The sequence below is a fragment of the Aquabacterium fontiphilum genome (genome assembly GCF_009909205.1).
Classification (GTDB): domain Bacteria; phylum Pseudomonadota; class Gammaproteobacteria; order Burkholderiales; family Burkholderiaceae_C; genus Aquabacterium; species Aquabacterium fontiphilum.
In genome coordinates this window covers 273,365-296,638 of record NZ_JAAAPN010000003.1, presented here as the reverse complement: position 1 = coordinate 296,638, position 23,274 = coordinate 273,365, and the positions used below count along the sequence as shown (strand labels likewise).

At 66.6% G+C, this 23,274-nt stretch carries 16 protein-coding genes; 7 read left to right on the top strand and 9 right to left on the bottom strand.

From position 1 onward, the window contains the following. Positions 1–22: 22 nt before the first annotated feature. Entirely contained in the window at positions 23–1,093 is a 1,071-nt protein-coding gene (locus GTZ97_RS05135; RefSeq protein WP_161649497.1) for a patatin-like phospholipase family protein, read from the bottom strand. Positions 1,094–1,186: 93 nt separating this feature from the next. Here GTZ97_RS05135 and GTZ97_RS05130 point away from each other — a divergent pair, with 93 nt between their 5' ends. Beyond that, a complete protein-coding gene (locus GTZ97_RS05130; protein ID WP_161649496.1) occupies positions 1,187–3,538 on the top strand; it encodes a heavy metal translocating P-type ATPase in 2,352 nt (783 codons plus the stop codon). A gap of 30 nt (positions 3,539–3,568) precedes the next feature. Here the strand turns inward: GTZ97_RS05130 and GTZ97_RS05125 are convergent, their stop codons facing one another. Further along, on the bottom strand, positions 3,569–4,090 hold the full coding sequence (locus tag GTZ97_RS05125; RefSeq protein ID WP_161649495.1) for a hypothetical protein: 522 nt from the start codon (positions 4,088–4,090) through the stop codon (positions 3,569–3,571). A gap of 68 nt (positions 4,091–4,158) precedes the next feature. Between GTZ97_RS05125 and GTZ97_RS05120 the strand changes: the two genes are divergently transcribed. After that, the gene (locus GTZ97_RS05120) at positions 4,159–4,551 is read left to right on the top strand and encodes a hypothetical protein (protein ID WP_161649494.1); all 393 of its coding nucleotides are present in this window, start codon (positions 4,159–4,161) and stop codon (positions 4,549–4,551) included. A 23-nt stretch (positions 4,552–4,574) separates the two neighbouring features. On the opposite strand, the gene GTZ97_RS05115 is transcribed toward GTZ97_RS05120, so the two are convergent. Next, entirely contained in the window at positions 4,575–6,908 is a 2,334-nt protein-coding gene (locus GTZ97_RS05115; protein ID WP_161649565.1) for a Tex family protein, read from the bottom strand. A gap of 151 nt (positions 6,909–7,059) precedes the next feature. On the opposite strand from GTZ97_RS05115, the gene GTZ97_RS05110 reads away from it, so the two are divergent. Next, positions 7,060–8,094, top strand: coding sequence for a quinone-dependent dihydroorotate dehydrogenase (locus GTZ97_RS05110; RefSeq protein ID WP_161649493.1), 1,035 nt, complete (start codon positions 7,060–7,062; stop codon positions 8,092–8,094). On the opposite strand, the gene GTZ97_RS05105 is transcribed toward GTZ97_RS05110, so the two are convergent. The 3 genes from GTZ97_RS05105 to GTZ97_RS05095 form a co-directional block, all read right to left on the bottom strand. Further along, on the bottom strand, positions 8,084–9,913 hold the full coding sequence (locus GTZ97_RS05105; RefSeq protein WP_161649492.1) for a serine/threonine protein kinase: 1,830 nt from the start codon (positions 9,911–9,913) through the stop codon (positions 8,084–8,086). The genes GTZ97_RS05110 and GTZ97_RS05105 overlap by 11 nt on opposite strands. A 136-nt stretch (positions 9,914–10,049) precedes the next feature. Beyond that, positions 10,050–13,409: a UvrD-helicase domain-containing protein gene (locus tag GTZ97_RS05100; protein WP_161649491.1), complete on the bottom strand. Its 3,360-nt coding sequence runs from the start codon at positions 13,407–13,409 to the stop codon at positions 10,050–10,052. Next, positions 13,406–16,339, bottom strand: coding sequence for a PD-(D/E)XK nuclease family protein (locus GTZ97_RS05095; RefSeq protein ID WP_161649490.1), 2,934 nt, complete (start codon positions 16,337–16,339; stop codon positions 13,406–13,408). The genes GTZ97_RS05100 and GTZ97_RS05095 overlap by 4 nt, the downstream gene beginning before the upstream one ends. Before the next feature lie 122 nt (positions 16,340–16,461). On the opposite strand from GTZ97_RS05095, the gene trxA reads away from it, so the two are divergent. The 4 genes from trxA to GTZ97_RS05075 all read left to right on the top strand — a co-directional run bounded on the left by trxA (position 16,462) and on the right by GTZ97_RS05075 (position 20,475). Next, a complete protein-coding gene (gene trxA, locus GTZ97_RS05090) occupies positions 16,462–16,791 on the top strand; it encodes a thioredoxin TrxA (protein WP_161649489.1) in 330 nt (109 codons plus the stop codon). 258 nt (positions 16,792–17,049) lie between these two features. Continuing rightward, the gene (gene rho, locus GTZ97_RS05085; protein WP_161649488.1) at positions 17,050–18,321 is read left to right on the top strand and encodes a transcription termination factor Rho; all 1,272 of its coding nucleotides are present in this window, start codon (positions 17,050–17,052) and stop codon (positions 18,319–18,321) included. A 93-nt stretch (positions 18,322–18,414) separates the two neighbouring features. Beyond that, positions 18,415–18,672, top strand: a complete 258-nt coding sequence (locus tag GTZ97_RS05080; protein ID WP_161649487.1) for a type B 50S ribosomal protein L31 — start codon at positions 18,415–18,417, stop codon at positions 18,670–18,672. A 111-nt stretch (positions 18,673–18,783) separates the two neighbouring features. Continuing rightward, the gene (locus tag GTZ97_RS05075; RefSeq protein WP_161649486.1) at positions 18,784–20,475 is read left to right on the top strand and encodes a hypothetical protein; all 1,692 of its coding nucleotides are present in this window, start codon (positions 18,784–18,786) and stop codon (positions 20,473–20,475) included. Between the two features lies 1 nt (position 20,476). Here GTZ97_RS05075 and phoR read toward each other — a convergent pair whose 3' ends face one another. The 3 genes from phoR to phoU are packed head-to-tail and all read right to left on the bottom strand — an operon-like array spanning position 20,477 to position 23,260. After that, on the bottom strand, positions 20,477–21,820 hold the full coding sequence (phoR, locus tag GTZ97_RS05070; protein ID WP_330863549.1) for a phosphate regulon sensor histidine kinase PhoR: 1,344 nt from the start codon (positions 21,818–21,820) through the stop codon (positions 20,477–20,479). A 12-nt stretch (positions 21,821–21,832) separates the two neighbouring features. Then, positions 21,833–22,534: a phosphate regulon transcriptional regulator PhoB gene (phoB, locus tag GTZ97_RS05065; RefSeq protein WP_161649485.1), complete on the bottom strand. Its 702-nt coding sequence runs from the start codon at positions 22,532–22,534 to the stop codon at positions 21,833–21,835. A gap of 18 nt (positions 22,535–22,552) precedes the next feature. Continuing rightward, positions 22,553–23,260, bottom strand: a complete 708-nt coding sequence (gene phoU, locus GTZ97_RS05060; protein WP_161649484.1) for a phosphate signaling complex protein PhoU — start codon at positions 23,258–23,260, stop codon at positions 22,553–22,555. Positions 23,261–23,274: the final 14 nt, after the last annotated feature.

The following is a 23,274-nucleotide window of genomic DNA, read 5'->3' as shown; positions in this document are numbered from 1 at the left end:
GTAGCCAGTTGCTGCTTATTCCTCACAGCGGCTGCAACTCGTCGGCCGGGCAACCGCGGGCCAGCCAGCTTTGCCACTCATCGGCCAACTGGCGCGAGCGCCCTACCGCTTCGGTCCACACCGCCATGCGCTCGGCGGGGGCAAGCTGCTTGAAATCTGTGCGATCCGGTAGCTTGCCGCGCGGCAGCGTGCGCACCCAGGCCGGGTTGGGCGCCAGCACGACGAGGTTGTCCAGCCAGGGGGTCGGCCGGTGGCGCCAGCGCAAGCCCTTGTCCAGCCAGCCTGGCACGACCTGGCGCTGAAAGTGGGGATACAGCACCAGCCCTTCCTTCATCGAGGCGTAAGGCCAGTGGAAGTGGTAGTCCACCAGCCCGCCGTCCCAATGCGCACCGGCTGGTGCCCCGGGGATGGCCTGCACCGCTTCCAGCATGAAGGGGATGCTGCATGAGGCCAGCATGGCGGGCATGAAGTTGTCGGCCGTGAGCGCCACGTGGCGGGTGGGCAGGTCGTTCAGGGGCACGGGCAGCGCGCCGCCATCGGCGGAGAAGACCGTGCGCTCCAGAAAGGCGCCCACTGCCTTGCGGCTCAGCGTGTTGCTCAGGGCCAGCCCGGCAAAGCCCAGGGCAGTGCGTGCTGGCGTACCACGATGCAGCACCTGCCGGCCGCGCGACGTCAACACGTGCAGCTTGAAGCGGTTGTGCGCAAGCAGCGCCGGTACCGCATCGCCGAAGAAATCCTGCAAGGTTTGGGTGAAGCCTGCGGTGATCCGGGCGGCCGACGGAAACCGGCGCCCCGGCTCGGGCTCGATGTGCTGGTGGATGTAGCCATGGGCCAGGGCAGCGAACGCCGCGGCCGCATCGGGCATGGCCGCAGTCGCCATGCGCCAAGCGCCAATCGACGCGCCCACCAGGTGCACGGTGTGCTGCGACCGCGGCAGCCACTCACCGAACAGATGCTGGTCCAAGTGCGTCAGCATCAGGCCTTTCGGCCCCCCTGCTGCCGCAGGCACGAGTCGCACATCGTCTGGCGTCAGCCCTTGGCGCGCAATGTGCTGGCGGGCGCGTTCGCCCGCGTGGATGTGCAAAGCCTTCATGCAGTGAGGATAGCTCAGCAGGCTGCGTCAAATCGGTGTCCAATGTGGCGTGTGATTGTGCAAGGCCACGCGCCCGATGGCTCCCCTCCGCCCATGAGTGAACCGCGCCCCACCCGCAAGGTCATCCCCATCCGCGCCGTCGGCGCCCCGATACCGGCGCCTCCGCCGGCTGCCACGCCCACTCACGCGCATGACGGTCATACCGGTCACGATGACTGTTGTACGCCGCAGGACCTGGTGGGCAGGGGCCTGTCAGCTCCCGGCGCACCACCTGCAGACGCTGCCTCGGCTCGCTATCGGATCGACCAGATGGACTGCCCCACCGAAGAGCGGCTGATCCGCAACCGGTTGGAGCCCATGACCGGCGTCGTGCGGCTGGATTTCAACCTGCTGGCCAGGGAGTTGACCGTGTACCACCGCCTGAGCGACACGGGCGAACTGGAGCAGGCCCTCACCGAGCTGGGCATGGCGCCTCGCCTGCTGGAGGCGGGGGCACGACCTGAGCCGCCTCCGCCTGCGCTGAGCAGCCGGACCCGGTTCGCCCTCGGCGCCGCAGGCCTGTGCGCAGCGGCGGCCGAGGTCGTGGCCTGGCAGACAGGCGATGAATCGGGCGTGCCGGTGGTGGTGCTGGCGCTGCTGTCATTGGGCCTGGCCGGCGGGCCGACACTGCGCAAGGGTTGGATCGCGCTGCGGCACTTCACGCTCAACATCTACTTTCTGATGACGCTGGCCGTTGTTGGGGCGATGGTGATCGGCCAGTGGGCCGAGGCGGCCATGGTGGTCTTTCTGTTTGCGCTGGCCGAAGCCATCGAGGCGCTGTCGCTTGAACGCGCCCGCAAGGCGGTCGCGTCGCTGGCGGCCTACGCGCCAGAGACTGCGTGGGTCAAGACGGCTTCGCCCCCTGACGGGGTGGGTGTGGCGGCCGATGTGTGGGCAGAGCGCCCTGCGCAAGCCGTTCAGATCGGACAGACGATCCGCGTGCGCGCCGGCGAACGCGTGCCCCTGGATGCCCGCGTGACGGCGGGCACCGCTGCGGTAGATCAGGCGCCCATCACGGGCGAAAGCCTGCCCGTGGACAAACAGCCAGGTGACCCGCTGTACGCCGGGACCGTGGTGGCAGACGGTCTGGTGGAGGCCAGCGTCACGGCCACCGCCGCGCACAGCACGATGGCCCGCATGGCCGACGCCATTCAGCAGGCACAGTCACAACGCGCGCCGACCCAGCGTTTTGTGGACCGGTTTGCGCAGGTGTACACACCGGCCGTGGTGGCGGTGGCGGTGGGCGTGGCCGTGCTGGGCCCGGTACTGACGGATGCGCCTTGGCAGGACTGGCTCTACCAGGCACTGGTGATGCTGGTGATCGCATGCCCCTGCGCGCTGGTTGTGTCCACGCCGGTGACCGTGGTGTCTGGCCTGGCCGCCGCGGCCCGCCTGGGCATTTTGGTCAAAGGCGGCGTGTTCCTGGAGGGGGGGCGACGGATTCGCGCCGTGGCGCTCGACAAGACCGGCACGCTCACCCAGGGGCGCCCGATGCTCAGCGACGTGGAGGGACGCCCGGATTACCCGATTGAGTCTGTCTTGCGCCTGGCGGCCTCACTGGATGCACAGAGCACCCACCCCGTGGCCCGCGCCGTGGTGGCGGCGTGGCGCAGCCAGCCCGCGGCGGCTGGTCAGCCGCTGTGGCCGATCAGCGGTTTCAGGAGCCTGCCTGGCCAGGGCGTGGCCGCCGTGGCGAAGACGGATGGGGGCGACCGTGCCGTGGCATTGGGCAACCTCGGTCTGCTGGCTGCTCGGGGTCTGGACGATGCGCCCACCCGGGCGCGCATGCAGGCGCTGGCCGATGAAGGCAAGACGGTGTTCGCACTCGTGGATGAACGCAGCGTGCTCGGTTTGCTGGCCGTGTCTGATGCTGTGCGCCCGGAAAGCCGCGATGCCGTGACGCAACTGAAGTCGCTGGGTGTCAAGCCCGTGATGCTCACCGGGGACAACGCCCAGACCGCACGTCACATCGCGGCCCAGATCGGCATCGACGATGCGCGCGGCCCCTTGATGCCCGAAGACAAGTTGCGCGCCGTGGAAGCCCTGCAAGCCGAGCACGGCGAAGTGGCCATGGTGGGCGACGGGGTGAACGACGCCCCCGCGCTGGCCCGCGCCGACATCGGTCTGGCCATGGGCGCCGCGGGCACCGCCACCGCCCTCGAAACCGCCGATGTCGCCATCATGGACGACGACCCGCGCAAGATCGCGCGCTTCATCCGTCTGAGCCACGCCACACACCGCGTGCTGGTGCAGAACATCGTGCTGGCCCTGGGCATCAAGGCTGTGTTCATGGCCCTGTCACTGGCCGGTGTCGCCACACTGTGGATGGCGGTGTTTGCGGATGTGGGCGCCAGCCTGCTGGTGGTGGCCAACGGGATGCGCTTGCTGCGAGAGGCGCGGCGTTGAAGTCGCGCAGCTGCCTGCCGACCACCGGCCCTAGTCGGGGCGATACAGGTCGCCACCAGGCAGTTCATTGCGCTCAATGAAGCGCACAAAATCTTCGTCGAACTGATCGGCCGTCTGGGCAAACATTTCCTGGATCAAGGGGTGATCGAAACTCTTCTTGATGTAGTGCTGCCATGCCTTGCCGCGCGAGGTCCCGCTGGCATACGGCCCCTGGGTAGCGCAGAACGCTTCTTCATACACGTTCAGCCGGAACAGCACATAGCCCCTGAGCGCGTACAGCCGCCGCCCCCGCTTCGCGGCGCCCGAAAAGTAGCCCTGCACGGGAGCATGCTGGAGATCGAAGAAGTCCTTGGCGACCTGCGGGTGCTCGACTGCCATCTTGTTGAGCTCGAGCAAGCGGTTATGCAACCGCCCCATCTGCTCGGACACGTAATACCAGCGGGCAAAATAAAGTGCCGCAGCGGCAACCAAGGTGGCCGCGACCGTGGCCAACGCGGTCGTGTGATCCGGACTGAACAGACAAACGGCCATGGCAGAGCTTGCATCGTTCATCATTTCCCCTGAAGCTGTCGTTGGTTCGCCCACTGTATGCTTCAACCATACACACTCTGGAGGATCTCATGCCCTTGCTGCGCCCAACTGTTTGCCGAATTGCCGTGGTGTCAACGCTGCTCGTGATGCACGGCGGGGCCGCGGCGAGCGAGAAAGCCTGCCTGCTGGAAGGCGACTTCACCATGGCCGGACAACGTGTCGTGATCAACGACTGTGCAGAGAACCGCAGCATGCCCCCGGCACAGTTCAAGGAGGCGTGCCAGTGGATGGGCAACCCCTTCAACGATGCGCGCTACAAAGCCAAGATCACCTACATGGCATCGTGCCCCGCAGCCCCGCAGGCGCGCTGTCAGAACGCCATGGGTGGCGGCATGAACTTCTCCTACTACAAGCGCGATGCCGAACTGCTCAAGGCAAGCAAGGCCGGATGCGAGGCCCAGGGTGGCAAGTGGGTGCAGTGACCACTGGGTGGCTTAGCGCCCGCTCATCGCTTGCCATGTAGCTTGGCAAACGCCGCCGCCATGGCCGACTGCCCCTGCGCTGGCTGAGCCGCACCGCCGCGCCCGCCCGTGCTAGGCCGTTCACTGCGGGCCGCTGGCCGGAAGCTGTTGTCGCGCCCCGCCCCGGCGGCCTTGGCACCCGTGGGCGCGTCCATCTTCATGGTCAGCGAGATGCGTTTACGGGCCAAGTCCACTTCCAGCACCTTCACCTTGACGATGTCGCCGGTCTTGACCACCTCACGGGCGTCGCTCACGAACTTGTTGGCCAGCTGGCTCACGTGGACCAGGCCGTCCTGGTGCACGCCCAGGTCCACAAAGGCACCAAACTGGGCGACGTTGCTCACGGTGCCCTCCAGCACCATGCCTTCCTTCAGGTCCTTGATGTCTTCCACCCCATCATTGAAGCGGGCCACCTTGAAGTCCGGGCGGGGGTCGCGGCCCGGCTTCTCCAACTCGGCGATGATGTCCTTGACGGTGATGGCACCAAAGCGCTCATCTGCAAAGGCCTCGGGCTTGAGCGTGCGCAGGACATCGCTGCGGCCGATCAGCTCGTTGACGGGCTTGCCGGTGGCGGCAATCATCTTCTCGACCACGGGGTAGGTCTCGGGGTGCACGCCGCTCAAATCCAGCGGGTTGTCGCCATCACGGATGCGCAAAAAGCCCGCCGCCTGCTCGAAGGTCTTGGCACCCAACCCGGCCACGTCCATCAGCTGCTTGCGGTTGCGGAAGGCGCCGTTGGCGTCGCGCCAGCGCACGATGCTGTTGGCCACGGCCGCGCTCAGGCCCGACACCCGCGCCAGCAGCGGCGCGGAGGCCGTGTTGAGGTCCACGCCCACCGAGTTCACGCAGTCTTCCACCACGGCATCCAGCGTGCGGGCCAATTCGCTCTGATTGACATCGTGCTGGTACTGCCCCACGCCAATGCTCTTGGGATCGATCTTCACCAGCTCGGCCAGCGGGTCTTGCAGCCGGCGGGCAATCGACACGGCGCCCCGCAGGCTCACGTCCAGCTCCGGCAGCTCCTTGCTGGCAAACTCAGAGGCGGAATACACCGACGCGCCGGCCTCGCTCACCACCACCTTTTCGATGGGCGTGCCCGGGGCCATCTGCTGGATGCGCTTGATCAGGTCGCCCGCGAGCTTGTCGGTTTCGCGGCTGGCCGTGCCGTTGCCGATGGCAATCAGGTTCACGCCATGCTGGGCGCACAGACGGCCCAGGGTGTGGATGCTGCCTTCCCAATCGCGCTTGGGCTCGTGCGGGTAGACGGTGTGGGTGTCCAGCACCTTGCCGGTGTCGCTCACCACGGCCACCTTCACACCGGTGCGGATGCCCGGGTCCAGCCCCATCACCACGCGCTTCCCAGCAGGTGCAGCCAGCAGCAGATCGCGCAGGTTCTCGGCAAAAACCTTGATGGCCGTGGCTTCGGCCTGCTCGCGCAGGCGGGCAAACAGGTCGCGCTCCAGGCTCAGCGACAGCTTGACCTTCCAGGTCCATGCGATCGTCTTGCGAATCAGCTCGTCTGCTGGCCGTTTGGCGTGGCGCCAGCTCAGGTGGTGCGCGATGCGGCCTTCGGCCAGCGTGGGCTGCCCCGGCACCACCTCTTCATCCAGCACCAGCTTGGCGTCCAGGATTTCCTGCGCCCGTCCTCGAAACACCGCCAGAGCCCGGTGTGACGGCACGGTGCGGATCGGCTCGTCGTAGTCGAAGTAATCGCGAAACTTGGCCACGTCCGGGTTGTGCTCGTCCTTGCCGTCCATCAGCTTGGACTTGAACAGGCCTTCGTCCCACAGCCAGTCGCGCATCTTGCCCACGAGGGCCGCATCTTCGGCCCAGCGCTCCGACAGGATGTCGCGCACGCCATCCAGCACGGCCAAGGCATCGGCAAAGCCACCCTCTGCGTTGATGAAGGCGGCGGCTTCCGCCTGAGGATCCAGTGACGGATCGGCGAAGAGCTTGTCGGCCAAGGGCTCCAGACCCGCCTCACGGGCGATCATGCCCTTGGTGCGGCGCTTGGGCTTGTACGGCAGGTAGAGGTCTTCCAGTTCCTGCTTGGTCGGGGCGGCCTCGATGGCCGCGCGCAGGTCGGGCGTCAGCTTGCCCTGCTCGTCGATGCTTTTCAGCACGGCCGCGCGGCGATCTTCCAGCTCGCGCAGATAGCCCAGACGCACCTCCAGCTCACGCAGTTGCGCGTCGTCCAGGCCATCGGTGGCCTCTTTGCGGTAACGGGCAATGAAAGGCACCGTGGCGCCCCCATCCAGCAGCTCAACCGCTGCGTTGACTTGCGCAGGCCGAACTTTCAGCTCGGCCGCAATTTGCATCAGGATCTTGTCCAAGCGAGAACCCCGTCTTCAGTCGCAAACAAAGTGGGGGCGCAGTTTGCCACACGGGTCGCCGCTTCCCGCCTCAGTCTGCGTCGCCGCCGATGAGGGACAATACTGGGTTCGATTTGTACTGCCTTCACCCTGGAAGATGGCCCTCGTTCCCTACGCCCTGCCCAAGTCCGTCCTGTTCAGCATGGACCCCGAGACGGCCCACGACCTCACCATCGGTGCGCTTGCCCAGTTCCAGAACACGCCGCTGGCCTGCTTGTGGGGCGCGCGACGGGTGGATGACCCGGTCGAGGTCGCAGGGCTGCGCTTTCCCAACCGCATCGGCATGGCCGCTGGCCTGGACAAGAACGGCCGCGTGATCGATGGTCTGGGTGCCATGGGCTTCGGGTTCGTGGAGGTGGGCACCGTGACCCCCAAGGGCCAACCCGGCAACCCCAAGCCTCGCATGTTCCGACTGCCACAGGCCAACGCCTTGATCAACCGCCTGGGCTTCAACAACGAAGGGCTGGACAGCTTTCTGACCAACGTCAAGCAAGCGCGGTTTCGGGCCAACGGCGGCATCCTGGGGCTGAACATCGGCAAGAACGCCGCCACGCCCATCGAGCAGGCGGTGGACGACTACCTGATCTGCCTGGAAGGCGTGTACCCGCACGCCGACTACATCACGGTCAACATCTCCTCGCCCAACACCAAGAACCTGCGTGCGCTGCAAAGCGATGAGGCACTGGACGCCTTGCTCGGCCAGCTGCAGGAGCGACGCCAGCAGTTGATCGGCCGCCACGGCCGAACCGTGCCCATGTTCGTGAAGATCGCGCCCGATCTCGACGAGGCCCAGGTCGGAGTCATTGCCGCCACGCTTGAGAAGAACGGCATCGACGGCGTGATCGCCACCAACACCACGATCTCGCGTGAGGCGGTCCAGGGGCTGCCGCACGCCGAGGAAACGGGTGGCCTGAGCGGCGCGCCGGTGTTTGAGGCCAGCAACCAGGTGATCCGCCTGCTGCGCGCGGCGCTGGGCCCGCGCTACCCCATCATCGGCGTGGGCGGCGTGATGAGCGGGGCCGATGCACGCGCCAAGCGCGATGCGGGCGCCGATCTGGTTCAGATCTACACCGGCCTCATCTACAAGGGGCCCGATCTGGTGCGCGAGTGCGCGCAGGCGCTCAGCCGCTGACCGAGCTCGACGTATCCTGCTGAGCCGCTGCTGCGGCGGCCGCTGCGGCCCGGGCGGCGGCGCGTTGCGCGGTCACGGCCGGATCGGTCGGCCGGCCATCGAGCAACCGAATGGCATGATCAAGCGTCAGGGTGCATTCTTTCGGCGTCAGCTGCAACGGACGTACATACCTCAGATAGGTCTGGTGCACGGCCGAGGGCTGACGATCGTGTTGCAACGTGGTCGTCAGCGCCAACTCATTGCCCAGGCTGGCCACCACCCTCAGGGTCTCTTCAGGCGTGGTCGGATTGCGCACCGGACTGCTACGGCTGAGCGGGCGTGCCGCCTGGATCAGCCGCTCATGAAATCCCCAGTGGCGCATCACCGCAGCAGACAGGTCATCCAGGTTCACGCCAAGGACGGCGCTGGCCGCCGCGTCCAGACTCATGCCCGGGTTGGACGCTCCCCCCGTTTCCGACGGCGGGGCAGGCTGCATGAGCCGGCTGATCTGCGCCGACTCCTCAGGGAAGTGATACAGCACCAGCAGCCAGCCGAGGCGCTGAGACATTGCCGCTGCCGCCGCTTCTTCGTCGTGGATCGAGAACGGCGCCATCAGACGGGCGACGTGCCCGGCGAGACAGCACAGCCGAAGCTCGCGCTCAAGCGCGTCGATCGCTGCCAGCCCCCCCTCTTCTGACCTGGAGAACTGGGCGGTCAGCACACCGGGCCAGGCCCGAACGCCCGCCGCCACGCGGCGAATGCCATCCTGCCCCAGCAACATCACCGCGCGCGACAGCGTGGTCGTGCCCTCATCCGCGCTGCGTGTGCGGAAGGCCGCCACGTTCACCGAACGGAGCATCTCCCAGACCAGCGCCGGGTTGCGCACCACGACATCCACGAAGTCGTCCACGCGCAGCGTTTCCTGGGAAAGCGAGGCGATCATCGCGCGCTCGGCCCCCTGGCGGGCCGGCAACACGCCGACCGCGTCCAGTCTATCCAGCAACAGCAGCAGCGGCCCGCCTGCTTCCTGCGAGTTGGTCTTGATCCAGCCCTGCAGCGCGCTGAGCAACGTGCGGGCGTTCAGATAACGCTGCCGATGCTGTCGGTCGGTAGCGCGGTTCACGATGGCGCGCAGCGTGTCAGGCACGGGATGCGGCGTGGTCCACGGCAAGCGCACGATCTCCGGGCCCACGCGGCGAGCAGCACGACCAAAGTCCGCTTCGTCCAACGCCGGGTGGTTGGCCAGCAGGCGGTACATCAGCAGGCCCACAGTCAGCACGTCGCGTTCGGCAGCTTCGCGGGCTTCCTGGCGGTTGCGGGCGGGTCTGGACACCTGGTTGGGCGCCAGCTGTTCCAGCCCCACCCCGAAGGCAGCAACCTGGGCGTGACCAGCCTGATCGACCACCACGGTGTGCAGGCCGATGTCGCGGTGCGCTACACCGGCGTCGTGCGCGTAGGCCAGCCCTTCCAGCACGTCCACAACCAAAGCGGCCACTTCCATGGGCGTCAGGGGTGTGCCGGACGAGACGCGTTCAGCCAGCGTCACACCCTGACGGGCGCAAGCCACGAAGGGCCAGCCCTCATGGACGCCGATTTCGGCCACCTCGGCCAGGCGCGGATGCTTCAGGCGAGTGGCCGACAGCACATCCTGCGTCCATGCGTCGCGCTCGGCGTTGGTGCTGGGCAGGGCGCGCGGCACGCACAGCAACATCTCCTGCTGCGCGCGCGGATCGAATGCAAGCCAGGCGCTGGACGCGTGGCTACGGCCCAGCATCTGGCGCAGCTCGAAGCGCCCGATCATGCGGGTGTTCTGCGCGGTGGTCGGCGGGGAGGCAGCCATGGCGTGCGGCAAGGGGAGACGATCCTCGTGTCAAACGCAAGGGGCTGCCCGACTGGCAACCCTTTGTTACTGTGTCATTGCACACCATGCAAGCCGCAGCCAATGGCCTTCAAACATGGGTTTTCCGGGCCTTATTTCACGGCTGTGCCACTGGCACCCACTCTCCCTGTCCGGTGACAAAGGCGGCGGCCACCGGCTCACCCGGCTGCAGCGCGCGCACCGCGGCCACATAACGCTGCATCTGACGCAGGTACTGCGCATCACCTTCCGGCCGGTGACCCAGCTTGTAGTCGATCACCCACCACAACCGGCCCTCCCCGTGCGGCACCGCCACAAGACGGTCGATGCGCAACAGCTGCCCCTCATGCTGAAGCGGCACCTCGTTACCGGCCCACAGCACCCTCTCCGGCGTGAGCAAGGGGCCCGCTTGCCCGCTCGTCAGAATGGTGCGGACCTGCTGCTCAGCCTGCGCGACCCAGGAGGCCGCCAGCCCCACCTCGGCCACGGCGTGGGTGACGGCACGAACCACCCGTTCCGGGGTGCGCCGCGCGGCGGGCAGCCGCGTCAGCCACTCCAGCGCCCGGTGGACGGTCTCGCCCAAACGCTGCACATCCGAACGCGCATCTGGCTGGGCCTGCGTCTCTCCCTCGCCGGAGAGCTTGGCCGATGCCGCGGGCCATCGCAAAGCAGGCAGGCACCGCACCGTGACAGGCTGCGCCTCGGCCGCACGGTCCGGCGCGCAGTCGGCCGCAAGCAGCGCTTCGGGCTGCCAGGGCACGGCTTCCTGCAGCGGCCCGCACGCCGTGAGCCGCCGCCACCAGGAATCGTCGCGCGTCAGACGCCCCGGAGATCGGCTGATCACCAGCCGCTCCTTGGCCCGGGTGATCGCCACATACAGCGCATTCATCTCTTCGCGCTGCGCAGCCAGCGCCTCTGCCGCAAAAAGGGCTGTGAGACTCGGCGGCGGCTTGCGCTCGGAGCGAACGAACGCCACCTTCGCCGGCCTCCCCTGCTCCGGAGGCCAGTCGATCAGCAGGCTGTAGCTGTCGGCGCGCGTTGGGGCCGGGTCGGTATCGATCAGGAACACCACCCGTGCCTCCAGCCCTTTGGCACCATGGATGGTCAACAGCTGGACAGCGCCGTGCTGCGTGCGCGGCGGCAGCTTGACGGGCAAGCGCTTGAGCGCCCTGACCCAGCGATAGGGCGTGGCATCACGGCCAGCGTCCATCGCCAGCGCCTGAGTCAGCAATGCGTCGATGTGAAAAACCGCCTGCTGACGCTGGCTTGGCGGCACCGCAGCCAGCACGCGCTGCCTCAAGGCGCTGTCGTGCACGATGCGCGACAGCAGGTCGTGTGGCGGAAGCACCTCGGCCAGCGCAGCCCAACGGGCGAGCTGCGCGCCGGCCTGCCGCAGCACATCGTCTTCGGCCAACTCTTCCACCGGGGCACTGGCGGCCAGGGACATCAGCGCCTCCCACCACGTCGTGCCCGTTCCGATGAGACGGCAAGCCGCAGACAGGCGCATCAGGTCTTCGTCCTGCGCGCCAAAGAGGGGGCTGCGCAATACCTGCGCCAGTGACAGGTCGTGTTGCGGAGAGACAAGCACGTCCAGCAGTGCCACCAGGTCTCGCACCTCGGGGGTGTCCACAAGCAGGGTGTCGTCCGGGGCGAGATGCGGCACACCGAGCTCGTCCAGCGCGGCTGCCACCATCATCAACGGCGCACGGCGGCGCGCCAGTACAAACACCTCCTCTGCCGGAATGCCCTCCTGTGTCACCAGCCAGGCCACCGCGCGAGCCACCTGCCACGCCTCGGCTTCCTTTGCGGTGGCCTGGGGCTGCTCACGCGGCGTGGTGAGCGCATCGCGCCAGCTGTTGGCATCGGCTTGCAGCTTCTCGGGTCGCAAGACGTCTGCCATCACGTGCACCGCGCCAATGTCGCTTGATGCAGTGGTGTGGGGGCGAAAGTCAGGAAACATGCCCGCCTGAGCGGCTGCAGACATGGCCTCGTTGAGCAGCTCGATCACCTCGGGCGCATTGCGACGGGTGTGATCACACGCGAGCAACTCGCCTGCAAAAGCCTCGACGACGAACTGCCGCGCCGCTTGGAAGACGCGAGGCTCTGCGCGCCTGAAGCGGTAGATGCTCTGCTTGGGATCGCCCACGAGGAAGACGCGCACAGGCGCCTGCCCGCTGCGCCCACCTCCGGCGCCAGCATAGCCCTCCAGCCACGCCCGCAAGGCCTGCCACTGCAGCGGGCTGGTGTCCTGGAACTCATCCATCAGCACATGGCGCACCCTGGCATCCAGCCGCTCCTGTACCCACCCGGACAGGACCGGATCGGCCAGCAGCCGCGCTGCGCCCAGCTCCAGATCGTTCATGTCGGCCAATCCACGTTCGCGCTTGAAACGGCCATACTCCTCGAACATCAGCTGACACAGCAACACCATGTGCGTGTGCCAGGCGTGCGCATCCTGCTGGTCCATGGCCTGCTGCAGACGCATCAGCCAGTCCTGCGCCCAGCCAAGGTCTGGAAGCACATCGACGTCGCCCAGTTGCTTGCGGGGTTCACCGCTGGCCGTCAGCAGCGCCTTGCACAGCGCCTCGGCACGCGCGCGTGGATCGGCCAGCAACAGCGCATCGGTCATGGCCTCAGCAGCCGCCTGGGGCTTCTTCTTGTCGATGGCACCCAGGGCGGCGGCCAGTTGCTGAAATCGGGCCACCAGCCGGGGGTCGCAAGCGGCCTCTTCAGGCACCGCCCAGCCGGCCCAGGCGTCGTCCCAGGTCGCCGCGTCAGGCACGCCGTCCAGCAACGTCCCCGCCTGGTGCGCCAGGATCAGCTCCATGCGCTGCGCCACGGCCCGCTGCAGCCAGGCGGCCAGATTGTGGCTCCCGGCTTCCTGCACCATCACATCGAACGATGACGCAAACGCTGCGACCTCGGGCTGCTCGGCGCATGCGTCCACGCGCCGCAGAAACCGCCCCCACAGCTCGTCCCATATGTCGCCGATGTCCTCGATCAGCTGCAACTCTGGCGGCAGTCCCAGCTCGGCCAGCACATCCAAGGGCGCCGCTTTCACGAGGCGCGAGAACCAACCATGGATGGTGTGAATGTCGACCCCCTGCCCCTCGGTCAGCCACGCGCGGTGAACCGTTCTCAGCCGGTCCGCGAGTTCGGGCACGCGCTCAGCCGCCACGCCGCGGATGCGCAGCTCGTTGCCCAGCGCCACATCGTCGAGCGCCACAAAAGCGTTCAGCCAGCCATACAGCCGCTCGCGCATCTCGCCTGCCGCTTTGCGGGTGAACGTGATGGCGAGGATCTGCTGGGGCGCGGTGCCATCAAGCAAGGCACGCAAGATACGTGAGACCAGCATCCAGGTCTTGCCTGCGCCAGCGCATGCCTCGACCACGACACTGCGGGCCGGATCGCAGGCCAGTTCATAAAAGCGCTCGGCCGGCACAGTCTGGCCGTTGGCGATGTATGCAGCCTGGCTCATGGTGTCGAAGGCTCCGGTGCCCAGTGATCCTTGCGGCACAGCCCGCGCGCCTCACAGCGCTCGCACAGGCCGCCCTCGCCCAAAGCTGGCATGGGGGCGCCCTCGCGCAGACGCTGCCAGTCATTTGTCAACCCACTCAACAACACATCAGCATGCTCGCGCACATCAGGATGAGCGACCGGCGTCACCGTGTCGGGCGCCAGATGGAGATAGGCTGCCTGCACCGGGTCATCCGCCCCGCCGAGCAAAGCGTAGAACACCAGCTGCGTGTCTTCCAGGGGCTGCTGCACCGCCTGCTTGAGCCGGCTGAGGCTGCCTGTCTTGTAGTCCAGCACAAACCGTTCCGCGCCATCTGCACCGTGCCGCACATCGAGCCGGTCTAGACGCCCCTCCAGGGTCACGGATTCATCGGCACTGGTGGGCACCGTCAACTGCACGGGCCACTCGCTGTGTCGCAGGCGCCACCCGCCGCCCTCGTGTGTCATCAGCCAGGCCACATAGGCTCTCGCAAGGTTGGGCAGGCTGGCCAGAAACGGCCGGAAGTACGGACGCTGCCCGTCCCGATCCATGCCGTGCTCGCGCGCCACACGCTCTGCCGCAGACAGCCAGGCTGCCACCTCCTCGTCGGGCGTCCGCAACGCCAGTTGCGCTTCGCGCTCGGCGTGGTAACTGCGCAGCACTTCGTGTAGCCAACTACCGTAGTCCGAAGCATCCAGCCCTTCTTCCAGTTCATCGTGTTCGCGCAAAGCCAGAATGGCCCGCGCGTAGAAGCGATAGGGGCACTGTCGCAGCGCCTCGTAGGTCGTGGCCGACACCCTGTCGGGCAACGGCGGCTGCGCCCCGGCCGCCGACTGAGCGTTCAGCCGAGGTGCGGGGCGCAGCGTTGGTCTGGGCGCGATGGCTGTGGCCACCCGAGCATCGCGCGCCGGCAGCCAAGGCTGCTGGTAGACAAGAGCCCACCGCATGAGCCACGCGCTGGGCTCGCGGCCTTCCGCGCCGTCGGCACGGCGATACAGGGCGACCACGTCGGCCTGGGTCATCACCAGCGAAAAGGCTTCCCACTGTGCCGCATGCAAGATCGCAGGCGCAGCAAGATCCAGTCGCGCCAGATCGCGCGCACTCAGCCACCCGTCGGCAACGGGCAAGGCACCCAGATGCCGCTCATCCGCACCTGGCATCACCACCATCGAGAACGGTCGCAGTACCGCCCGCGCCAGCGTGGTCACCACCACCTCTGCAGGTGTGGACGGTGCGGGGGGCCGATAGACCACACGCTCCATCGCCGCAGCCAGCCAGCGCATGAACGCGCCGCCGTCCAGACGGGTCTGCCGCGCCAGTTGGGCCCAGCCCTCGGCCGGATCGACAGCGCCCTCACTCAGACGCAGCGTGCGACACAGGCAGTCGCCAGCAGGATCAGCCTGCAGCGCCCCCCACGCACCCGTACCTACCAGCGCCTCCTGCAGCACCGCCAACCAGCGCTGCAACGGCACAGCGCCGCGCTGCCAACACTTCTGGAGCGCCACCAGTTCGCTGCGGGCCCATTGCCAGAGCGTTTGCGCGTCCTCCGGCATGGCTTGCCTGCCGTCCGGCAGCCGAGGCAAGACCCGGTCGGGCAGCTCGCCGGCCTCCGCGGGCACAACGGCCACCAGTTGCCACGCCCCCATGAGCCTGTGACGGCGGCACCATGCCTCGAGCAAACCAACCGCACGCCGGCCCCGCTCACGGCTCCAGGCACCGTCTGCCGACGCCACCCGCGCAAGATCCACCCAACCCGACTTGAGCCAGTCCAGCAGTTCGTCCGTGCTCGCCCTCGGATTGGCCGCAGCCACCAGACGCGTCACGGCAGCAGCAGCCCGCGTGGTCGACAGCTTCCAGCCGGTTTCATCGGCCTGCACCACCCCATGCTCGTCCAGCAGGGCCCGCACCCGGCGAATCAGGCTGCGATCCAACGCGATCAGCGCCGCAGGATCGGGCACGCGTCCGGCAGCCGCCTGTGCCCTGCCCTCGGCAACCCGGGCCAACAGATGCGCTGCGCACGCCTGAGCCTCGTCTTCCGCATCGGCACAGGCGCTCAAGCGCAGCGCCCCCTCACCGACCGGATCCGCAAGCTGTGCGTGTGCGGCGACCGCGGGTTCCGCCGCCCACCACCAGACCGGGTGGCCGCCAGCGTGGGCGTGGCGCAACAGCGCCTGCGTCACGGCTCCCTCGCTGCCCGGCGCCACAGTGGTGCCCGCCGTCACGACCAGCCAGGCGGACGGCCGCCATGCAAACAGCGCGTCGCTGGCAAAGCCCTGCTCAGCGCAGGCCAGCGCCCAGTCCAGCGACCATGCGGTCAGGCGCTGTTCGCGCCAGCCAGGGGCACCCGCCTGGGCACCACCCGGAAACGCCTGCCGCCAGCGGGCTGCGAGTTCGCCTCGCGCGTCGGGTGCACAACCTTGCAACCGCCGCAACCAGGTGTGCACCAGCCCCACAGCTTGCTCGACTGCGTGTTCGTGCGCCCGCGGATCAGCCTGCGCCCACTCTCGAGCCCAGTCCACCTGGGCCAGCAGCCGCCCGGCCTGGAGAGTGTCCAGCATCGGATCCATGGCGACCTGGGGCCATCCACGTATGGTGCGTGGCACATGCTCCCAGGCCACGTCGGCCATCAAGCCCGCCACGGTATCGATCCGGGGCAGCCACCCTCCCACAGCAGCCGCCCAGGCCGAACGCGCCACGGGAACCAGCGCACCTACCGGCACCACCACCAGCGCCTCGCGCGCCGGCAGCCCCCGCTCGGCCAGCGCGGCTGCGGCCTCCCGCGACCAGGCTGCCCACTGAGCCCGCGCGTCGTTGCGCCTGGGCCAGGACCACGGGCGAACCGCCCAGCCTTTGCCCATGTCCTCGGCGGGGGTTTGCGCCGCGCCGGCAAAGGCTGCGTCTATCGAGGTCATTGAATACGGTCTCTTGTGATGGCCGCGGTCGGCCGCATCTTCTGTGTCAGAATCTTCCCACTCTCGCCAGCGGACAAGCCCGAACAACGCCGGGCGGGCCGCCAGCCCCAGAAGGATTTTCCATGAGCAGCGAACTGATCAAGCACATCACCGACGCCTCTTTCGAAGCCGACGTCCTGCAATCCGCCCAGCCCGTGCTGGTCGATTATTGGGCCGAGTGGTGTGGCCCATGCAAGATGATCGCCCCCATCCTGGACGAAGTCGCCAAGGATTACGAAGGCAAGCTGGCCGTTGCCAAGATGAATGTGGACCAGAACCGCGAGGTTCCTGCCAAGTTCGGGATCCGCGGCATCCCCACCCTGATGATCTTCAAGAATGGCCAGCTGGCCGCCACGAAGGTCGGCGCCCTGTCCAAGGCCCAGCTGACGGCCTTCATCGACGGCACGCTCTGACGAGCCGGCGTCTTTATGCGCCTATAATGCGGGCGCAGGTTGTCTTTAAAGCGACCTGCGGCCCCGTCAGCCTCCTGCAACCTGGAGGCTCGTGACGCGGTCAGACACAACGCTCCTGATCGCGTGCCGCACACGGTGCGGCGGCCTCCAGGCCGTTCCCCTCCCCCAAGACAGTTCAACGCACGTCATGCCGGCCAGCCTTCGACAGGTTTGCTGGTATGCACAGACGGTGCAGTTTGTTCAGCAGGGTCACCATCCATGCATCTTTCCGAACTGAAGGCGTTGCACATCTCCAAGCTTGTGGAGATGGCCGAAGCCCTCGAAATCGAGAACGTCGCCCGCATGCGCAAGCAGGAGCTGATGTTCGCCATCATGAAGAAGCGCGCCAAGGCAGGCGAGCAGGTCTTCGGCGACGGCGTCCTGGAGGTCCTGCCTGACGGCTTCGGCTTCCTGCGCTCGCTGGACACCAGTTTCCTGGCCAGCACGGACGACATCTACCTGTCGCCCAGCCAGGTGCGCCGCTTCAACCTGCACACCGGCGACATGATCGAAGGCGAAGTGCGCGTGCCCAAGGACGGCGAGCGCTACTTTGCCCTGGTCAAGGTCGACCGCGTCAACGGCCTGCCCCCCGAAGTCAGCAAGAACAAGCTGATGTTCGAGAACCTGACGCCCCTCTTCCCTGAAGAGCAGTTCAAGCTCGAACGCGAAGGCGCCAGCGGCAAGCATGACGACAACATCACCAGCCGCATCATCGACCTGATCGCGCCCATTGGCAAAGGCCAGCGCGCCCTGCTCGTGGCCCCGCCCAAAAGCGGCAAGACGGTGATGATGAAGAACCTGGCGCATGCGCTGGTGGCCAATCACCCTGATGTGCACCTGATCGTGCTGCTCGTCGATGAGCGCCCAGAGGAAGTGACCGAGATGCAGCGCACCGTGCGCGGCGAGGTCATCAGCTCCACCTTCGACGAGCCAGCCCAGCGCCACGTGCAAGTGGCTGAGATGGTGATCGAGCGCGCCAAGCGCCTGGTCGAACTGAAGAAGGACGTGGTCATCCTGCTGGATTCGATCACCCGTCTGGCCCGCGCCTACAACAACGTGCTGCCCAGTTCCGGCAAGGTGCTGACCGGTGGTGTGGACGCCAACGCGCTGCAACGCCCCAAACGCTTCTTCGGTGCGGCCCGCAATGTGGAAGAAGGCGGCTCGCTGACCATCATCGGCACGGCCCTGGTCGACACCGGCAGCCGCATGGACGAAGTGATCTACGAAGAGTTCAAGGGCACCGGCAACTGCGAAATCCACCTGGATCGTCGCATGGCCGAAAAGCGCGTCTACCCCTCGATCCTGATCAACAAGTCCGGCACGCGCCGCGAGGAACTGCTGCTCAAGCCCGAGATCCTGCAAAAGAGCTGGATCCTGCGCAAACTGTTGTATCCCATGGACGAAATCGAGGCGATGGAGTTCGTGCTGGACAAGATGAAGTCGACGAAGAACAACCACGACTTCTTCGACATGATGCGCCGAGGCGGTTGATTCGCATATAATCTTCGGTTTTCCGGCTGTCGGAAAGTGCCAGGCATGGGGCCTGGTGGCTCCCGATGTTGCACACAGCAAGAGGTTTTCGCCATGCCCAAAGAAGGTATTCACCCCAACTACCGCGACGTCTGCTTCGTGGATCAGTCCAACGGCTTCAAGTTCGTGACCCGCTCGTGCGCCCCCACGAAGGAAACCATCAAGCTGGAAGACGGCCGCGAAGTGCCCCTGTTCAAGCTGGAAACCTCGTCTGAATCGCACGCCTTCTACACGGGTCAGCAAAAGAGCGTGGACACCCTGGGTGGCCGCGTCGAGAAGTTCCGCAACAAGTTTGCCCAGTTCCGCAAGTGATCTGTGGCGCGCCCCGCCTGCGCGGGGTGCGGCAAACCTGGACGACAAGGGCAGCCAAGGCTGCCCTTTTTCTTTTCGCTGCCATTGGCGCGCCCGCCTGACCACGCCTCCATGCCCCAGGACTCTCTGCATCACGCTGCCTCCCCTGCACTGGTCACCCGGAAATCCGCCCAACCGTTGCCGCGCTGGGCACTGTGGCTGCTGTGTGCGGCGTACGTGCTGCCGGGCATCGTCGGGCGCGACCCCTGGAAGAACCATGACATCGCGTCGTTCGGCCAGATGTGGAGCCTGGCGCAGGGCCAGTCATCGTGGTTGAGTCCCAATATCGGCGGCATCGCACCAGACTCCGGCGGCCTGCTGCCCTATTGGCTGGGGGCGGCCTTCATCACCGCACTCGATCCTTGGCTGGACCCAGCGCTGGCCGCCCGCCTGGCTTTTGCCGCGGTGCTGGGTGCGGTGCTGGCGCTGACCTGGTACGCCGCCTACCATTTGGCCCATACCGACGCGGCACGCCCGTTGCCGCTGGCCTTTGGCGGCGAGGCCGCGCCCCGAGACTACGCCCGCGCCACGGCCGACGGTGCCTTGCTGGCGCTCATTGCCAGCCTCGGCCTGCTGCAACTCGGACACGAAACCACACCGGAATTGCTGCAGCTCGCGGGCGCCACCGGTTTCCTATACGGATTGGCCGCCCTCGATCAACATCCACGCCAAGCCGGCTGGGCAGCGCTGATCAGCCTTCCCGTGCTGGCGGGCAGCGGCAGCCCTGCTCTGGCGCAGTTCCTCGGTGGCGTCGGCTTGCTGATCTGCTGGCGCTCCAGCCATCCCCACCGAGGTGCCCAGATGGTGCGCATCGTACTGGGCATGGCGCTGGCGGCCGCCCTCACCTTGGGCATGATCGCGTTGGGACAGCCAGGCTGGGAGTGGAAGGTCTCGCGCACACCCGCCTGGGGCGCGTTTGCCGAGTTGATGATCTGGTTTACCTGGCCCACCCTGCCGCTGGCTTTGCTGACGCTGTGGCACTGGCGGCGTCAACTGCTGCGGCGGCACATTGCGGCGCCCCTGCTGGTCGGTGTACTGGTCATGATCGCAGCTTTTGTGATGGGTGCCGACCAGCAAGCCTTGCTGATGGCCCTGCCTGCACTGGCAGTGCTGGCCGCGTTTGCTTTGCCGATCCTGCTGCGCGGATTGGGGGCCGCCATCGACTGGTTCTCGGTGTTGTTCTTCAGCGTGGCAGCCTTGGCGATCTGGCTGGCTTACAGCGCAATGCACCTGGGCCAGCCGGCCAGACTGGCCGCCAACCTGTCGAAACGGGTACCCGGCTACGAGGCCGATTTTTCACTGCTGGCGCTCCTGTTGGCCATTGCAGGCACGCTGGCTTGGCTGGCGCTGGTGCGTTGGCGAACCGCCCGACGCAGCCACGCCATGTGGAAAAGCCTGGTGCTGCCTGCAGGTGGCGTGACGCTCAGTTGGCTGCTGTTCATGACGCTGCTGCTGCCCCTGCTGGACCAAGGGCGCAGCCATCGCTTGCTGATGGACCGGGTACGCACACAGTTGCCAGACGGCGTGGCGGTGTGCGCCCCTGACGTGCCGCCAGCCATGCTGACGGCGGTGGCCTACTTCGGGCAACACAAGGTCGACGGCCGTCCGCTGATGCGCAACGAAGGTTTTGCGTGCGACTGGATGGTTCAGCGCCTGACAGCCGATGCCCGCAGCCGCGAGTTTGCAGGCTGGCACAAGGTTGGTGTCTACAACCAGCGTACACGCAACTCGGAAAAGCTGGTGCTGTACCGGCGGGCTGACTGAATCAGTCTGCTTCAGCACTGCGCACCCGCGTGGGTGGCACCGTCAGACTGAACACCGAACCCTTGCCAGGCTCACTGGTGACCTTCAGCTCACCGCCGTGGCGCTGGATGACGTGCTTGACGATGGACAGCCCCAAGCCGGTCCCCCCCGTGTCCCGCGAGCGGCTGCCGTCCACGCGATAGAAGCGCTCGGTCAGGCGCGGCAAATGCTCGGGCGCAATGCCAATACCCGTGTCTTTGACACGGAACTCGCCGCCTCCATCCGCACGGCTCACCCAGCTGACCTCTACTGCCCCGCCCTCGGGCGTGTACCGAATGGCATTGGACACAAGATTGCCCATGGCGCTGAGCCATTCCGTCTCCACACCGGACAAGGACAGCCCGACTGCGTCGGTGATGTGGAAAGCCAGTCGGTGGCGCCCCGCAGACAGGGCCAGACCGTCGCTTTCTATGCGACGCAGCATGGCCTCCAGCGACATCCAGCGGTCGGAAGCGGGCCGGGGGCTGCCTTCAATCTGCGCCAGCGTCAGCAGATCGGCCACCAGCGTCTGCATGCGGGCAGCCTGCTGCGTCATGAGTTCGATCACGCGCTTGCGCTCGACCTCGGTCAATGACAGCGTGGCCATGGTCTCGATGAAGCCACTGAGCACGGTCAGGGGCGTGCGGATCTCGTGCGACACGTTGGCCACGAAGTCACGACGCATGGTGTCGGCCCGTTCGCGCTCGGAGATGTCCTGCGACACGACCAGCTTCATGCCCTCGCCGTAAACGCGAACGTGAACCTGCATGTGCGTCAGCGCGCCACGCGCCACCACGCACTTCACCGGCTCACGGTAGTCGCCCGCTGCCAGATACTGGACAAAGCTGGGGTAGCGAACGAGGTTGGTCACTCGCTGCTGCAGGTCTGTACGGGCATTCAGGCCGAAATGGTCTGCTGCCACCGAACTCAGCCACACGATGTGGTCCGTCTCGTCAAGCAGCATCACGCCATTGGGCGAAACCTCGATGGCTGACAGGAACTGATCCAGCCGTGCGCGCTCGTGGGTGACGGCTTGGTTGCGCTGGATCACGAGGCGCCGGATGCGGTGTGCCACCTCGCCCCACAGACCGGGCAGCTCTGGCGGGTCAGCGTCTGGATTGCGCAGCCAGTCCAGGAGTTCGTTTCCCTTGAGGGTGTCGGCCACCGACAGCGTCAGGACCGCCACGCCGGCGCCCGCGAATGCGAGTGTGGTGGGATAGCCCAGCCACTCCCCAAGCCCCCATCCGGCCAGCCCGCCGGCCAGCGCAGACAGCAGGCGCGCACCCACGCGCGACAGCAGCCACGAAGAATTGGATTCAACGATCACAAGTCGGGGCGGTCAGGCTACAGCGTCGCTGACGTTCTGCGTGAGCCGATAGCCAGCCCCCCGCACTGTTTCAATAAGCTGCGCCCGCTGCACGGGCTGCAGCGCCTCGCGCAAGCGCTTGACGTGTACATCCACCGTGCGTTCCTCGATGAACACGTGGTCACCCCAGACGCGATCGAGCAACTGGGCGCGACTGTGCACCCGCTCCGGATGGGTCATGAAGAAATGCAGGAGCTTGAACTCGGTGGGCCCGATCTTGACCTCCTGCTCACCCCGCGTGACGCGGCGTGTACCCGGGTCCAGGCGCAAGCCAGCCACCTCGACAGCCGAATCCAGCGCCTGAGGTGCCTTGCGGCGCAACACGGCGCGTACCCGGGCCATCAGTTCGTGTGTCGAAAAGGGCTTGGTCAGGTAATCGTCGGCGCCGGCATCGAGCCCGGCCACCTTGTCCACTTCTTCTGCACGAGCCGTCAACATGATGATGGGCAGATCGCGCGTGCGCTGCAGCGAGCGCCAACGCTTGGCCATGGCCAGACCGGATTGCCCAGGGAGCATCCAGTCCAGCAGCACCAGATCGGGCAGCACACGGTCCACCTCGGTCTGGGCGCGCTCGGCGTCATGGCACACGGTCACGTCAAAGCCTGCGTGACGCAGGTTCAGGGCGATCAGCTCGGCGATCGCCATCTCGTCTTCGACAACGAGCACTCGGCTCATGCTTGGCTCCCGACGGGCTTACTTGATGATGGACTCGACGTCTTCGGGGGTGTTGTGCCGAACGTCGGCGCCCTTGACGATGTAGATCACCTGCTCGGCAAGGTTCTTGGCGTGGTCACCCACGCGCTCGATCGCCTTGGCCACGAACACCAGATCGATGGAGGCCGAAATGGTGCGAGGGTCTTCCATCATGTAGGTAATGAGCTTGCGCATCAGGCCGTCAAACTCGGCGTCGATCTCGTTGTCGCCCTTGATCACTTCGAGTGCAGCCTGGGTGTCCAGGCGCGCAAATGCATCCAGCGAGCGACGCAGTGAGGCGGTGGCCAGGGAAGCCTCGAACGAGACATCGCTCACCGGCAGGCGCAGCCGCGTTGACACGCCGGTGTTGATCAGGCGCTGCACCGTCCGCGCGATGCGCGCGGCCTCGTCGCCCACCCGTTCGAGGTTGCCGATCGTCTTGGAGATGGCGATCAGCAGTCGCAGATCACGTGCCGTCGGCTGACGGCGCGCGATGATGGTCGACAGATCGGCGTCGATCTCCATCTCCAGCAGGTTCACGCGGGCTTCCGTCTGCAGAACCTGGGTGGCCACATCGCCGCTGAAATGCGTCAGTGAATAAATGGCCTGCGCGATCTGGGACTCGACCAGACCGCCCATTTCCAGCACGCGTGTGGACACGCCGCTGAGCTCGGCATCAAACTGGCTGGAGAGGTGCTTGTCGGACATGGGCTGCTCCGTCT

Bases quoted from the DNA above. Each gene is read 5' to 3' on its own strand.
- GTZ97_RS05115 (WP_161649565.1), bottom strand. From the start codon at position 6,908: ATGCAAATTGCGGCCGAGCTGAAAGTTCGGCCTGCGCAAGTCAACGCA.
- GTZ97_RS05100 (WP_161649491.1), bottom strand. From the start codon at position 13,409: ATGAGCCAGGCTGCATACATCGCCAACGGCCAGACTGTGCCGGCCGAG.
- GTZ97_RS05095 (WP_161649490.1), bottom strand. From the start codon at position 16,339: ATGACCTCGATAGACGCAGCCTTTGCCGGCGCGGCGCAAACCCCCGCC.
- GTZ97_RS05105 (WP_161649492.1), bottom strand. From the start codon at position 9,913: ATGGCTGCCTCCCCGCCGACCACCGCGCAGAACACCCGCATGATCGGG.
- rho (WP_161649488.1), top strand. From the start codon at position 17,050: ATGCATCTTTCCGAACTGAAGGCGTTGCACATCTCCAAGCTTGTGGAG.
- phoB (WP_161649485.1), bottom strand. From the start codon at position 22,534: ATGAGCCGAGTGCTCGTTGTCGAAGACGAGATGGCGATCGCCGAGCTG.
- GTZ97_RS05120 (WP_161649494.1), top strand. From the start codon at position 4,159: ATGCCCTTGCTGCGCCCAACTGTTTGCCGAATTGCCGTGGTGTCAACG.
- GTZ97_RS05110 (WP_161649493.1), top strand. From the start codon at position 7,060: ATGGCCCTCGTTCCCTACGCCCTGCCCAAGTCCGTCCTGTTCAGCATG.
- GTZ97_RS05125 (WP_161649495.1), bottom strand. From the start codon at position 4,090: ATGAACGATGCAAGCTCTGCCATGGCCGTTTGTCTGTTCAGTCCGGAT.
- GTZ97_RS05135 (WP_161649497.1), bottom strand. From the start codon at position 1,093: ATGAAGGCTTTGCACATCCACGCGGGCGAACGCGCCCGCCAGCACATT.
- GTZ97_RS05080 (WP_161649487.1), top strand. From the start codon at position 18,415: ATGCCCAAAGAAGGTATTCACCCCAACTACCGCGACGTCTGCTTCGTG.
- GTZ97_RS05130 (WP_161649496.1), top strand. From the start codon at position 1,187: ATGAGTGAACCGCGCCCCACCCGCAAGGTCATCCCCATCCGCGCCGTC.
- GTZ97_RS05075 (WP_161649486.1), top strand. From the start codon at position 18,784: ATGCCCCAGGACTCTCTGCATCACGCTGCCTCCCCTGCACTGGTCACC.
- trxA (WP_161649489.1), top strand. From the start codon at position 16,462: ATGAGCAGCGAACTGATCAAGCACATCACCGACGCCTCTTTCGAAGCC.
- phoU (WP_161649484.1), bottom strand. From the start codon at position 23,260: ATGTCCGACAAGCACCTCTCCAGCCAGTTTGATGCCGAGCTCAGCGGC.